The following is a 12,552-nucleotide window of genomic DNA, read 5'->3' as shown; positions in this document are numbered from 1 at the left end:
GATCAGTTCTTGGTGCCGGCTGGCGCAGTCGATGTCGACTTGACGGCGGCCGAGGGCACCGTGCGGTTGCGCGTGCGGTTGTTGTTGGTGCGCACCGGCGCTGCAGCGGGCGCCGCTTCGGCAGCTTGCGGGGCCGCCACAGCCACGGTGGGCAACTGGCCGAGCATGGCCACGTCGCCGATGAGCACACTGTTGTCATACATGCGCAGCGGCACCAGCGCGTACTGGCCATCGACCTTGATTGGCGTGGGCAACTGGCGGCCATTGATGGTGACGATGTGCTCGCCGGGGGGCAGGTAGCCGCGGGCTACATACACACGGCCCGGCAGCATGCGCCACATGCGGTCGTCCGCCTGCTCGGTGGCCACCGAGGCGGCCGCGCCGATGATGCCGCCGATCAGCCCACCGCGCTTTTGCAGCTCGTTCTGCATCACGCCCTTGGCGACGGCGCGCGTGAAGCCACGCAGCACCATGCCCGGCATTTCATCCTTGAGCGCTCGGCGTGCCATCACGTTCACGTCCACCACTTTTTCGAGCTTGAAGTCGGTGCCAGCGGCTGAAAGCTGGGTCAGCAATGGGTCTTGCGATGGCTCGATCACCGGGTACGAAAGGCTCGCTGTCACCAAACCACGGCCTGTGGGCACGGGCAGCGTGAAGGCCTTGGGCTTGCGCGCGGGTGCGTCGCCCGCTTCCACGATGAACAGCACGTCCGTCATGCGCTGACGGCGCTTCCAGGTGAAACCCGTGCGGGTGTCCAGGCCGCGCAGGCCTTCTTCAAGCACTGCTGTTTCGGGCTTGAGCTCGATGGCCTTGCGGTAACCAGGGGCCGCCAGTCCGGGCTCGTTGAGCATCTCGTACAGAAAGCCCGCGAGGTAATGCGAGAGCGCATTGGAGTAGCCGTTCTTGAGGGCCAGCACTTCAGGGTCATTGAGGGTCTCGACGGGGTAGCCGTTGAGCTCCTTGCCACCCGACGAAGCACCCTTGGACTTGGCTTCCTCTTCGGCCGCCAGGGTTTCCTTGGAGCGGAACTCGGCAATGACGGCTTCGCGCTCATGGGTGCGCTTGATGTCCACACGGGCGTTGTCAAAGTCTCCCACGGCCATGCGGTTCATGGCCAGGCGTGTGGTCAGCCACACCTTTTCATAGTCCTGGCCTTCGTAGGCCTTCAGGCGCTCGCTGATCAGCGCCGCACCCACGGTGCCCATGAGCTTGCTCGGGTTGGTCTTGGCCGTGTCTTCCCATTCCTTGACCTTGTTGTCGGCCAAGAGGAAGGCGTTGGTGCTGTCGGGGTAGCGGCGGTCCATGCGCAGCAATTCGCCACGCTCCAGATTGAACAGCAGCGCTGTTTTTTCGTCCTCGGTCTTGGCGGTGCTCTCCAGGCTGGCCAGCGCCGCAGGAATCCCGCCGGTGCGCCCGGCAGTTTGCATGTCGCCCGCCACCTTGTCGTGGCTTTGCATGGTGGCGCAACCGGTGAGGGCGGCGCTCAGCGCCAGCACCCACAAAAGGCACGGTCGAAATGGGGACTGGGATCGGGTCATGAATGCTCCTCGCAAGTGGTTCGGTTGAGCACCAGAAAACCCCGGCAAGCCCTACACGCCAGGCACTACCCGCTGGCGCGCGCACCACTGAAGGCGGCGCGCAGCAAGGGGGTTAGCCGCGTGAAGGAAGGACCGGACAAGGAAGGTACTGACAGCCCGTGCGCCCCCTCCCGGTGCGTGGACGTACTGTGTATGACCCCCTCTGGCTGTGAGTTTCTTGGTTGTTTTGTATGGGTTTGTAGCCAGCCTCGCAATGTAGCAAAAGCTTGTATCTTTTCTGTAACGCCCTCGCCCGGCATGCATCGATCAAACCGACCATAAGAACGTGTTCACGATCGATCTAAGGAGCCCCCCGCATGTCAGTTCTCCAGCCGATGGAGCGGCATGCGATAGAGCCACACCACCCGCCCCCCTGGGGCGCGCAACTGGGCACAGGGCAGCACGCCAGGCACGGCGAACTCCAGGCTCACCAGCCACGCGCCAGGTGCGAGTTCGGCCTCGGCCTTGGCGGCGGCGCGCGCCATGCTCTCGGGGCGCTGAAACAGGTAGACCATGCGGTACGGGCTCCAGTGCACTTTCCACATGTCCGCCCGGCGCACATGGGCCCAAGGGCACAACAACGCACACAGCAACCGCAGCGGCCAGCTCCACTCCAACCCGTCCAGCTCGGCAGCGGGGTAGGCATGGCGCAGCGCCTTCAGTCCATCGCCCAGGCCACAGCCGGCATCCAGCACACGGGCCCCCAAAGGCAGTGGCGCCTGCGCCGGAAGGGCGCGCAGCGCATAGCGTGGCGTAGGAAACAGGGGTGCATCGCGCCAGGCGTTCAGGGGATACACCAGCAACAGCAGCAGCAAGGGCACCAGCCAGGCCCAGGTGGGCAGGCTGGCGGTGCCCAGCAGCGCCAGCGACAGCGGAAAACCTGCGGCAATCAACCCCCGCCGCCACCAGCTGCCGCCCAACAGGCTGGCCGCCGTGCCCAACGCGCTGGCAGCCACCAACGCCGCCACCGGGGACACCGAGCGCTGCAGCGCCACAAAGAGCAGCCACGCGCACGCCCACACCATCAATGCGGGCAGGGGCCAGGGCATGCGTAGCGTCATGGAAACCGGTGCCCTAGCAAGTGAGCACGCCGCGCGGCAGGCCGCCCACAGCGCGGATCTGGCGTGCAAAGAAGAAGAAGAAGGGAACAGGGCTCAACGGGGTCATGTCGGTGTGCGGCAAAAGAGACATCGATCACCCGGGAACCTCCGTGGGCCACAGGGCAGCGCTGCTGCCCTGAACAAGCCTTGCGAACAAGCCGGGAGTGTCGAACGCAGCGCAGTGTAGGGCCCGCGCCGACGCATTTTGCCTGCGCAAGTTACGCAAGGAAACACGTTTCGTGCGCTATTTCACAGGTTTCTGTTGCGTGAAGGCTGCAACCTGTCGGCGCGCGGGCCGCAAGCCCGCAGTGGCCGCCGGATTCCACCTTGCAGCTGGCTTGTCAGGTGCTGCCGCGCAACCGATCAATCAAGCCGTTGAGCGCTTCGAGCGACCCGAACTGGATCGCCAGCTCGCCCATGTCCTCCACCCGGCCATGGCGCTTGACGCGCTTTTTCACGCGCACCTCGACCTCGGCCATGAGCAGGTCCGAGAGTTCTTCTTCCACCCGCTTCAAGTCGCGCGACTTTTCCTTCTGGGGCTTTTGCGGCACCAGGCTGAATTCGGCGCCGATCTTCTTGACCAGGGCCTCGGCCTCGCGCACCGACAGCTTCTTAGCAGCGATCTGGTTGCCCGCCGTGATCTGCGCGGCGCGGTCCAGCGACAGCAGCGCGCGCGCATGGCCCATGTCGATGTCGCCCGCCATCAGCATGGTCTGCACCGGCTCGGCCAGGTTCAACAGGCGCAGCAGGTTGCTGGCCGCGCTGCGCGAGCGGCCCACGGCCTGCGCGGCCAGCTCGTGCGTGAGGCCAAACTCCTTGACCAGGCGCTGCAGGCCGTGGGCTTCTTCCAGCGGGTTGAGGTCTTCGCGCTGGATGTTTTCGATGAGCGCCATGGCGGCTGCCGACTCGTCGGGCACATCGCGCACCAGCACCGGCACCTCGGCCAGGCCCGCCAGGCGCGAGGCCCGAAAGCGCCGCTCGCCCGCGATGATTTCGTACTTGCCCGCGTTGTCCCCACCCGTGAGGCGCCGCACCAGGATGGGTTGCATGATGCCCTGGGCCTTGATGGACTCGGCCAGCTCGTACAGCGCACCCTCGTCCATGCGCGTGCGGGGCTGGTAGACACCGGGCACCAGCTCGCTCAGCGGCAGGCTGCTGGGCAGCCCGGCTTCGGCCGCCTGGGCCTGTTCCACTTTTTCTTCGACCTTGGGGCCCAGCAGGGCTTCCAGGCCGCGGCCGAGGCCCTTGGGTTTTTTGGTAACCATGGTGATTTTTCCTAAGAGGTGTTTGTGCGGTTGCGCCAACGCTTGCGGCCCCGCCATAAGCGCAGCCAGACACCGGCGGCCACGGCCAGCAGCACCAGGGCCAGCGCGAACTGGCCGATGGCCGCCACCACCACGGCACTGCCCGGCAGGAACCAGGACAGCACGGTGAGCGGCACTTCGATCCACGCAGGATCCCGCCTTCGCGCAGGCGGTACGTCCGGCGTTTTTGGCGAACCCGGCTGCTGAGCCGGCGCAGGCGTGCGCCAGAAGGCCCGCATCTTCATGCGGCGTCGCTCGCCAGGTCGCGCAGCCAGGCATGGCCTTCGTCCCAGGCGCCCAGGCCCGACTCGGCATTGATGTGGCCGCGCGCACCGTAGTCGATAAAGCGGGCGCCCCAGGCCTGCGCCAGACCTTGTGCGCGCTCGAAGCTGCAATACGGGTCGTTGCGGCTGCCGACCAGCACGGCAGGGAACGGCAGCGGCTGACGCGCTATGGGCGCCCAACCATGAATTTGCGCTGCAATGTCGGGTCGCTCCACATCGCCCGGCGCCACCAGCAGCACACCCACCACGCGGTGTGCACTGGCCGAGTGCGCCGCCCACCACGCGGTGAGGATGCAGCCCAGGCTGTGCGCCACCAGCAGCACGGGGCCATCGGCATCGACCACTGTTTCTTCCAGCCGCGCCGACCAGTCGCCGCGCAGCGGGCGCATCCAGTCGTGCTGCTCCACGCGCTGGTAGCCGTGCGCAGCCTCCCAGCGGCTTTGCCAGTGGTCGGGCCCGGAGTTCTGCCAGCCGGGCAGCAGCAGGATGTTGGCGGCTTTCATTACTACTAATTTGATAGCTACTAGCGCTTACCCATCAAGCGTCAGGTGCCGTTTTGGCTATAGAAGTTGTCGCTGCAGGCATGTTCTGCACGCGCTCGACCATTTCTTGCGCAAACTCCACAAAGGCCTGGCTGCCCTTGGCGGCCGGGTCGAACACCACACCGGGCAGCCCGTAGCTGGGCGCCTCGGCCAGGCGGACGTTGCGGGGGATCACGCTGTTGAACACCTTCTCGCCAAAGTGGCCCTTGAGCTGGTCGCTGACCTGTTGCTGCAGGGTGATGCGCGGGTCGAACATCACGCGCAGCAGGCCGATGATCTGCAGGTCGGCGTTGAGGTTGGCGTGCACCTGCTTGATGGTGTTGACCAGGTCGGTCAGGCCTTCGAGCGCGAAGTATTCGCACTGCATGGGCACGATCACGCCGTGCGCGCTGCACAGGCCGTTGAGGGTGAGCATGCTTAAAGACGGCGGGCAGTCGATGAGCACAAAGTCATAGTCGCCATCGGCCTCGGCCAGCGCGGCCTTCAGGCGTTTTTCGCGGTGCTCCAATGCCACCAGTTCCACCTCGGCGCCCGCCAGTTCGCGGTTGGCGCCCAGCACCCAATAGCCACATTTGTCCGACAGCACGGCCGCCTCTTTGACCGAGGCGGATTCGAGCAGCACGTCGTACACCGTGAGGTCAAGGCTGCGCTTGTCCACGCCCGAGCCCATGGTGGCGTTGCCCTGCGGGTCCAGGTCCACCATCAGCACGCGCTGGCCGATCTTGGCCAGGCCGGCGGCGAGGTTGACGGTGGTGGTCGTCTTGCCGACGCCACCCTTTTGGTTGGCAACGCAGAAAATTTTGGCCATGGGGAATGTGCAGTCCGTGTGGTTGTCGTTGTTGTTTTATTTGGAAATGGCCAGCTTGATGCCAAAGCCGATCAGAAAGATGCCGGCCACTTTCTCCAGCGCGCGGCCGATGCGCGGGTTGGCGCGCATGCGCTCGGCCAGGTGGTGCGTGAGCAGCACGGCGGTCAGGCCGTAGAAAAACGTCAGCACCGCCACCGTCGCTGCCATCACACCAAAGGTCAGCATGCCCTGGTGCCGCGCCGGGTCCACAAACAGCGGGAAGAAAGCCATGTAAAACACGATGGCCTTGGGGTTGAGCAAGGTGATGAGCCCCGCCTGCTTGAAATAGTGGCGCGGCTGGATGTTGAGAATGGGTTGTGCCCCTGGCTTGGCGATGAGCATCTTGAAGCCCAGCCAGGCCAGGTAGGTCGCGCCCAGCCACTGCACCGAATGGAAGGCCGTCGGGTAGGTGGCCAGCAACGCAGCCACACCGGCCACTGCCGCCCACATCAGCACCTGGTCGCCCGCAATCACGCCCATGGTGGCCGCCATGCCGCCGCGAATGCCGCCCTTGCTGGTGGAGGTGATGAGCGCCAGATTGCCGGGGCCTGGAATGAGCAGGAACAACACAATGGCGGCGACAAAGGCGCCGTAGTCTGCGATGCCTAACATGATCTCTCCCGGTGTGCTGGATGGGTGCACAGAATGGATGCACCCGAAGTGAGGAGCCGAGTTTACGCGACCACCCTGCCCCGGCCGCTGAAAAGTCAGCGCCCGGCGGCCAAGATGGTCAGGCGGGCTTCATCCAGATGATGCAGCGCTCCGCATCCAGGCCCGGCACGGTGAGCTGTTCCACGTGAAACACCGCCACATCGGCGGGCAGCGCCGCGATTTCGTCCTCGGGGTGTTTGCCCTTCATGGCCAGCCAGACACCATGTGGCGCGGCGAGCGCACTGCGCGACCAGGTGACAAAATCGGGCAGCGAGGCAAACGCGCGGCAACTGATGATGTCGAACGGTGTGGTCAGCGTCTCAACCCGTGCGTGCACACCATGCAGGTTGCGCAGCTTCAGCGCCACCGCTGCCTGTTGGATGAAGGCTGCCTTCTTGCCCACCGTATCCACACAGCTCACGTCCACACCCGGGCAGCAGATGGCAAACACCACACCGGGCAGACCGCCGCCAGAGCCGACGTCGAGCAAGCGTACAACACTCTTGCCCTCCCCCACCAACGTTGCGACATGGCGGCGCAGCGGTGCCACGGCAGCCAGGCTGTCGAGCAGGTGGTGCGTCATCATCTCCTGCGGGTCACGCACAGCGGTCAGGTTGTAGACCTTGTTCCATTTCTGCAGCAGGGCCAGGAAGTCCATCAACTGCGTGATCTCGGCATCGCTCAGGTCCAACGCCAAGACATCCGCCCCGGCCTGCAGTTGCCGGCGCAGGCTGTCGTTGTTGTTCACCACCATCGTCATGCCGCCACTTCACCTTCTGCCTTGGCGGGCGTTGCCGGGGCCACGGCCAAGTCCTTGAACCCACCCTTCTTCAAATGCACCATCAGGAGCGAAATCGACGCCGGAGTGATGCCTGTGATGCGCGACGCATGGCCCAGTGTTTCCGGCCGGTGGCGACTGAGCACCTGGCGCGCCTCGATGCTCAAGGCGGTCACCTGCATGTAGTCCAGATCAGGCGGCAGGCGCAGCTTCTCAAAATGTGCCGCACGCTCCACCTCACCCTTCTGGCGGTCGATATAGCCTGCGTATTTGGCAGCGATCTCTACCTGCTCTAACACGGGTTCCGTCAGATCACCCAGGGTTTCACGTGAAACATCGTTGGATGCGTACTTGCCTCCATCCATCGACATCAGGGTGGCGTAGTTCACATCCGGGCGCCGCAGCAGCTCGAACAGGTTGTATTCGTGATCGATGCTTTTACCCAGCACCCGCTCGGACTCCGCCGCAGGCAGGTTGCGCGGGTTCACCCAGGTGGCCTTCAGGCGCTCTGTTTCACGTGAAACAGCGTCGCGCTTGCGGCTAAAAGAATCCCAGCGCGCATCATCCACCAGGCCCATGCCCCGCCCTGCTTCGGTCAGCCGCATGTCGGCATTGTCCTCACGCAGCTGCAGGCGGAACTCGGCCCGGCTGGTGAACATGCGATAGGGCTCGGTCACGCCTTTGGTGATCAGATCGTCCACCAGAACCCCCAGGTAGGCCTCGTCGCGACCGGGCAGCCAAGCTGCCTCACCACGGCATTGCAGCGCGGCATTGATACCAGCGAACAGGCCCTGGGCCGCCGCCTCTTCGTAGCCCGTGGTGCCGTTGATCTGCCCAGCAAAGAACAAGCCCTGGATCTGCCGCGTTTCAAAGCTACTCTTGAGCGAGCGCGGGTCGAAGTAGTCGTATTCGATGGCATAGCCGGGGCGCAGGATGTGCGCGTTCTCCAGCCCGGGCATGCTACGCACCAGCGCGTACTGGATGTCGAACGGCAGGCTGGTGCTGATGCCGTTGGGGTAGAACTCATGCGTGGTCAGGCCTTCGGGCTCCAGAAAGATCTGGTGGCTGTCCTTGTCGGCAAAGCGGTTGATCTTGTCTTCCACGCTGGGGCAATAACGCGGGCCCACGCCCTCGATCTTGCCCGTGAACATGGGGCTGCGGTCGAAGCCGCTGCGGATGATCTCGTGCGTGCGCTCGTTGGTATGAGTAACCCAGCAGGGCATCTGGCGCGGGTGCATGGCAGCCCCACCGTGTGCACGTGCCATGAAGCTGAACACCGGCACCGTACCCTCGTTCACCCCACCCGGCATACCGTCGCCGGGCTGCTCGGTGCATTTGGAGAAGTCGATGCTGCGGCCATCCAGGCGCGGCGGCGTGCCGGTCTTCAGGCGGCCCTGGGGCAGCTTCAGTTCTTTGAGGCGTGCCGACAGCGACACCGCAGGCGGGTCTCCGGCGCGGCCAGCGGCGTAGTTGTTCAGGCCCACATGGATCTTGCCGTCCAGAAAAGTGCCGGCTGTGAGCACCACGGTGCGGCTGCGAAACTGAATGCCCACCTGCGTCACCGCGCCCACCACCCGGTCGCCCTCGACCATCAAATCGTCCACCGCCTGCTGAAACAGCCACAGGTTGGGCTGGTTCTCCAGCATGCGGCGGATGGCGGCCTTGTACAGAATACGGTCGGCCTGGGCCCGCGTGGCGCGCACCGCAGGGCCCTTGCTGCTGTTGAGAATGCGGAACTGGATGCCACCCTCGTCGGTGGCCAGCGCCATGGCACCGCCCAGCGCGTCCACCTCTTTGACCAAGTGGCCCTTGCCGATGCCGCCAATGCTGGGGTTGCAGCTCATCTGCCCCAGCGTCTCGATGTTGTGGGTCAGCAGCAGCGTTTTGCTGCCCATGCGCGCGGCAGCCAACGCGGCCTCGGTGCCAGCATGGCCACCGCCGACAACGATCACATCAAATTCCTGGGGGTACAACATGGGGAGCGCTCCGGGGCCCGGCGGGCCCGATAGTGAAAATGTCCGGTGCGCCCACGGCCCCTGCCCACTCACAGAGCGGGGCGACGGCACACCGTCCCCACCCAGACCAGTCGCCACGCAGCGACCAGCCCCGGCGGGGCAACCCGCGATTTTCCCACTTTGTGTGGAATGTGTCTGTTTCCACAGCCAGCGACCCTGCGGGCTTCACTGAACACCCGCCCTCAGTGCACTCTGTGGCGCCTGCGTGTTTCACGTGAAACACACCCCCCGCCCCACGGCAGGGATACCGGGTGCGATGCCAAGGGCTTGGCAGGCGCGCAGGAATCCTGCCCCGGGCCTGTGATTCAATCGCGGGCATGTCCCATCCCACACACCCCTCTCTGCTCATCTTCGCGGGCAGCACCCGCCATCAATCCTTCAACCGCAAACTGGCCCACGCCACTGCGGCCATCGCGCGCGATGCCGGTGCCACGGTCACGCTGCTGGAGCTGTCGGACTTCGACATCCCGCTATACAACGCCGACCTCGAGGCCCAGGGCACACCGGCCGACGTGATCCGACTCAAAGAGATTTTGTGGCAGCACCCCGCCTGGGTCATCTGTTCGCCCGAATACAACGGCAGCTACACCGCCCTGCTCAAGAACACCATCGACTGGGCCTCCAGCCCCGTCAAGGGCAACCCCGACTGGGAGGACGGCGGCAAGAGCTTTCGCGGCAAGGTAGTGGGCATGCTCAGCGCCTCGCCGGGCGCCCTGGGCGGTCTGCGCTCACAAAGCCACCTGGCCCCTTTGCTCATCAATGCCGAATGTTGGCTGGCGCCCAAGGCGTTTGCGCTGGGGTCGGCCGGTAGCGCGTTTGACGACAGCGGCGCCCTCATCCAGCAAACCCACCGCGACCGCGTGCGCGCCGTGGTGGACCAGGTGCTGTGGGCAGCCAACCGCCTGCAGCCAACCACTGGCCAATAAGGCGGACCCCACCCATGAACTGCCGCCCCGGCTGCGGCGCCTGCTGCACCGCCCCCTCCATCAGCTCGCCCATCCCCGGCATGCCGCAAGGCAAGCCTGCGGGGGTGCGTTGCATTCAACTGGAGGACGATGCACGCTGCCGCATCTTTGGCCAGCCGGAGCGCCCGGCGGTGTGCGGGGGGCTGATGCCCTCCGCCGAGATGTGTGGCGCAAGCAATGAGCAGGCCCTGGTGTATCTGACACGGCTGGAACAACTGACCAAGCCGCGCGCATCAGAAGCGGCATCGCAGGCGTAGCTGCCGCGACGGCACCACAGCGGCAGCCCAGCCGAATCCACCCATGGGTACAGCGCATCCTCTAGAAAATGGCCGAATGTGCCATGGCCCCGCTCACCCATTTGGTTCAGCGCATTGAGGGTCTCGGCGCAAGACGACGCTCCGAGTGTCGGCATGGGCAGCACCTGCAGATCGCTGCGGTCCACCTGGGTCGCCCCAAGATTGCGCATACCACCATCTCCTGAGTCTTCAATTTTCTATAAAAAATGGCTCTAGCGCTTATCCATCAAGCGCCAGCAGCTATGAATTTGATTGCAACCCTCCACGGCTTACCGGGCGCCGCCTGTGTAGCCTGCCTGACAGCTGCCAGCGCCGCACCGGCCTACAGTGGTGTCTCTCACCCCTACAACCTTGGAGACAACCCCCATGCTCAACATCCCCTCGCTACAGGCCAGCGTCAGCCCCGAAGAATGGCAGCTGCGCTGCGACCTGGCCGCCTGCTACCGGCTGGTGGCTCTGTACGGCTGGAGCGACCTGGTCTTCACGCACATCAGCGCCAAGCTGCCCGAATCGGTGTCGGGCAAGGATCAGCACCATTTCCTCATCAACCCCTACGGCCTCATGTTCGACGAGATCACGGCGTCCAGCCTGATCAAGGTGGACATGGCGTGCAACAAGCTGCACGACTCGCCCTTCCCCGTGAACCCCGCCGGCTTCGTCATCCACAGCGCCGTGCACGAGGCCCGGCCCGAGGCGGGCTGCGTGCTGCACACGCACACGCGCGCAGGCGTGGCCGTGAGTGCGCAAAAGGGCGGCGTGCTGCCCATCAGCCAGCAAAGCACCTTTGTGCTGGGCTCGCTGGCGTACCACGCGTACGAGGGCGTGGCCTTTCGCGACGAAGAAAAGCCACGCTTGCAGGCCGATCTGGGCCAGGCCAACTTCCTCATGCTGCGCAACCACGGGCTGCTGACGGTGGGCAAGACGATTGCCGACGCGTTCCTGTCGATGTACACCTTCGAGAACACCTGCCGCATCCAGATCGACGCGCAGGCGGGCGGCAAGCTGACGCAAGTGAACCCGCAGATCGTGAGCGGCGTGGCCCAGGCCATGCGGGTGCAGACGGGCGGCCTGGGCGGTGCATTCGCGTGGCCCGCACTGCTGCGCAAGGCCCAGCGCGACGCGCCTGGTTTCGACCGCTGACGATGTGCCCCAAGGGCAAATGGCGGCGGCCTGCAGAGAAGCACGGCAACGCATAGGATGCGCTTTTCCATCTTTTCTGAAGGACCCCCATGAAGCTGTACTACTCGCCTGGCGCCTGCTCCCTGTCCCCGCACATTGCGCTGCACGAAGCCGGCCTGGCCTTCACCCCCGTGCTGGCCAGCACCAAGAGCCACAAGCTGCAGGACGGCACCGACTACTACGGCATCAACCCGCTGGGCTACGTGCCCGTGCTGGAGCTGGACGACGGCACCCGCCTGCGTGAAGGCCCGGCCATCGTGCAATACATCGCCGACCAGGTGCCGCTGAAGATGCTGGCACCGCAAAACGGCTCGCTGCAGCGCTACCGCCTGCAGGAGTGGCTCACCTTCATCGGCACCGAGCTGCACAAGGGCTTCAGCCCCCTGTTCAACCCCGCAACCCCTGAGGAATACAAGCCCATGGTGCGCGAGCGGCTGTTGCAGCGCCTGCAGTGGGTGGATAGCCAGCTCGCCGCCAAACAATACCTGATGGGCGACCAGTTCACCGTGGCCGACGGTTATCTGTTTACCGTGACCAACTGGACCCAGCCCACCAACCTGGACATCTCCGGGCTGGCAAATCTGGCGGCATACCGCGACCGCGTGGGCGCTCGGCCCGCCGTGCAAGCGGCGATGAAAGCCGAAGGCCTGCTGAAATAAGCCGCTACAGCGTATGCTGGCACCGCCCGCCAGCAAGCGCTGCACAAGCAACGGCGCGGCCTGGGTGAAAACCCGCTCAGGCCCATGAAGACCGTAGCCATCACCGCACCGGTCAACAACACCACCCCGTGCGCCACACGCCGCAGCCGCCACGGCGTGACCAGGACCCCGAGCAGATAGCCCAATGCGTCGGCCGTGTTCATTGCCACCGGCCAACACATCACCGTTCGCCTGCTTACCCGCACGCCAAGCGCCCTGCGCTGCCCTGCGAACCTTGCGATAGCACAAATCCCTTGACCTTTGTTACACGCGCCCACTGCAAGCCGAGGCGTTTGCGAATAGGCTTAAGAACCTG

Annotated in this window: 13 protein-coding genes; 4 read left to right on the top strand and 9 right to left on the bottom strand. The window is 65.0% G+C overall.

Annotated features, from left to right (window positions below; translation table 11 throughout):
* Positions 1–2: 2 nt before the first annotated feature.
* The 9 genes from KI609_RS00440 to mnmG form a co-directional block, all read right to left on the bottom strand.
* A complete protein-coding gene (locus KI609_RS00440) occupies positions 3–1,538 on the bottom strand; it encodes a COG3014 family protein (RefSeq protein WP_226445883.1) in 1,536 nt (511 codons plus the stop codon).
* Positions 1,539–1,897: 359 nt separating this feature from the next.
* The gene (locus KI609_RS00435; protein ID WP_226445882.1) at positions 1,898–2,626 is read right to left on the bottom strand and encodes a class I SAM-dependent methyltransferase; all 729 of its coding nucleotides are present in this window, start codon (positions 2,624–2,626) and stop codon (positions 1,898–1,900) included.
* A 392-nt stretch (positions 2,627–3,018) separates the two neighbouring features.
* Positions 3,019–3,942 (bottom strand): ParB/RepB/Spo0J family partition protein, encoded by a 924-nt coding sequence (locus KI609_RS00430; protein WP_226445881.1) that lies wholly within the window; start codon positions 3,940–3,942, stop codon positions 3,019–3,021.
* Between the two features lie 11 nt (positions 3,943–3,953).
* On the bottom strand, positions 3,954–4,226 hold the full coding sequence (locus tag KI609_RS00425) for a hypothetical protein (protein ID WP_226445880.1): 273 nt from the start codon (positions 4,224–4,226) through the stop codon (positions 3,954–3,956).
* The gene (locus KI609_RS00420; protein ID WP_226445879.1) at positions 4,223–4,768 is read right to left on the bottom strand and encodes an RBBP9/YdeN family alpha/beta hydrolase; all 546 of its coding nucleotides are present in this window, start codon (positions 4,766–4,768) and stop codon (positions 4,223–4,225) included. Before KI609_RS00420 ends, KI609_RS00425 begins: the two co-directional genes overlap by 4 nt.
* A 34-nt stretch (positions 4,769–4,802) precedes the next feature.
* A complete protein-coding gene (locus KI609_RS00415; protein ID WP_226445878.1) occupies positions 4,803–5,615 on the bottom strand; it encodes a ParA family protein in 813 nt (270 codons plus the stop codon).
* Positions 5,616–5,651: 36 nt separating this feature from the next.
* Entirely contained in the window at positions 5,652–6,266 is a 615-nt protein-coding gene (locus tag KI609_RS00410) for a LysE family transporter (RefSeq protein ID WP_226445877.1), read from the bottom strand.
* A 118-nt stretch (positions 6,267–6,384) separates the two neighbouring features.
* On the bottom strand, positions 6,385–7,059 hold the full coding sequence (gene rsmG / locus KI609_RS00405) for a 16S rRNA (guanine(527)-N(7))-methyltransferase RsmG (protein WP_226450604.1): 675 nt from the start codon (positions 7,057–7,059) through the stop codon (positions 6,385–6,387).
* Between the two features lie 2 nt (positions 7,060–7,061).
* Positions 7,062–9,059 (bottom strand): tRNA uridine-5-carboxymethylaminomethyl(34) synthesis enzyme MnmG, encoded by a 1,998-nt coding sequence (gene mnmG, locus KI609_RS00400; RefSeq protein ID WP_226445876.1) that lies wholly within the window; start codon positions 9,057–9,059, stop codon positions 7,062–7,064.
* A gap of 356 nt (positions 9,060–9,415) precedes the next feature.
* On the opposite strand from mnmG, the gene KI609_RS00395 reads away from it, so the two are divergent.
* The 4 genes from KI609_RS00395 to gstA all read left to right on the top strand — a co-directional run bounded on the left by KI609_RS00395 (position 9,416) and on the right by gstA (position 12,197).
* A complete protein-coding gene (locus tag KI609_RS00395) occupies positions 9,416–10,024 on the top strand; it encodes an NADPH-dependent FMN reductase (RefSeq protein WP_226445875.1) in 609 nt (202 codons plus the stop codon).
* Between the two features lie 14 nt (positions 10,025–10,038).
* Complete coding sequence (locus KI609_RS00390) at positions 10,039–10,320, top strand: YkgJ family cysteine cluster protein (RefSeq protein WP_226445874.1); 282 nt, start codon at positions 10,039–10,041, stop codon at positions 10,318–10,320.
* Positions 10,321–10,725: 405 nt separating this feature from the next.
* Positions 10,726–11,499: a class II aldolase/adducin family protein gene (locus KI609_RS00385; RefSeq protein ID WP_226445873.1), complete on the top strand. Its 774-nt coding sequence runs from the start codon at positions 10,726–10,728 to the stop codon at positions 11,497–11,499.
* 89 nt (positions 11,500–11,588) lie between these two features.
* A complete protein-coding gene (gene gstA / locus KI609_RS00380; RefSeq protein ID WP_226445872.1) occupies positions 11,589–12,197 on the top strand; it encodes a glutathione transferase GstA in 609 nt (202 codons plus the stop codon).
* The last annotated feature ends 355 nt before the right edge of the window (positions 12,198–12,552 follow it).

The organism is Acidovorax radicis (genome assembly GCF_020510705.1).
Taxonomy (GTDB): domain Bacteria; phylum Pseudomonadota; class Gammaproteobacteria; order Burkholderiales; family Burkholderiaceae_C; genus Acidovorax; species Acidovorax radicis_A.
Note: the sequence above shows the minus strand (reverse complement) of the source record. Positions and strands in the feature narration are given on the sequence as shown.

What these genes read in the sequence shown, in the direction of transcription:
- KI609_RS00440 (WP_226445883.1), bottom strand. Translation starts at nt 1,538, where the DNA reads ATGACCCGATCCCAGTCCCCATTTCGACCGTGCCTTTTGTGGGTGCTG.
- KI609_RS00430 (WP_226445881.1), bottom strand. Translation starts at nt 3,942, where the DNA reads ATGGTTACCAAAAAACCCAAGGGCCTCGGCCGCGGCCTGGAAGCCCTG.
- gstA (WP_226445872.1), top strand. Translation starts at nt 11,589, where the DNA reads ATGAAGCTGTACTACTCGCCTGGCGCCTGCTCCCTGTCCCCGCACATT.
- KI609_RS00435 (WP_226445882.1), bottom strand. Translation starts at nt 2,626, where the DNA reads ATGCCCTGGCCCCTGCCCGCATTGATGGTGTGGGCGTGCGCGTGGCTG.
- KI609_RS00420 (WP_226445879.1), bottom strand. Translation starts at nt 4,768, where the DNA reads ATGAAAGCCGCCAACATCCTGCTGCTGCCCGGCTGGCAGAACTCCGGG.
- KI609_RS00415 (WP_226445878.1), bottom strand. Translation starts at nt 5,615, where the DNA reads ATGGCCAAAATTTTCTGCGTTGCCAACCAAAAGGGTGGCGTCGGCAAG.
- KI609_RS00385 (WP_226445873.1), top strand. Translation starts at nt 10,726, where the DNA reads ATGCTCAACATCCCCTCGCTACAGGCCAGCGTCAGCCCCGAAGAATGG.
- KI609_RS00410 (WP_226445877.1), bottom strand. Translation starts at nt 6,266, where the DNA reads ATGTTAGGCATCGCAGACTACGGCGCCTTTGTCGCCGCCATTGTGTTG.
- KI609_RS00390 (WP_226445874.1), top strand. Translation starts at nt 10,039, where the DNA reads ATGAACTGCCGCCCCGGCTGCGGCGCCTGCTGCACCGCCCCCTCCATC.
- KI609_RS00395 (WP_226445875.1), top strand. Translation starts at nt 9,416, where the DNA reads ATGTCCCATCCCACACACCCCTCTCTGCTCATCTTCGCGGGCAGCACC.
- rsmG (WP_226450604.1), bottom strand. Translation starts at nt 7,059, where the DNA reads ATGGTGGTGAACAACAACGACAGCCTGCGCCGGCAACTGCAGGCCGGG.
- mnmG (WP_226445876.1), bottom strand. Translation starts at nt 9,059, where the DNA reads ATGTTGTACCCCCAGGAATTTGATGTGATCGTTGTCGGCGGTGGCCAT.
- KI609_RS00425 (WP_226445880.1), bottom strand. Translation starts at nt 4,226, where the DNA reads ATGAAGATGCGGGCCTTCTGGCGCACGCCTGCGCCGGCTCAGCAGCCG.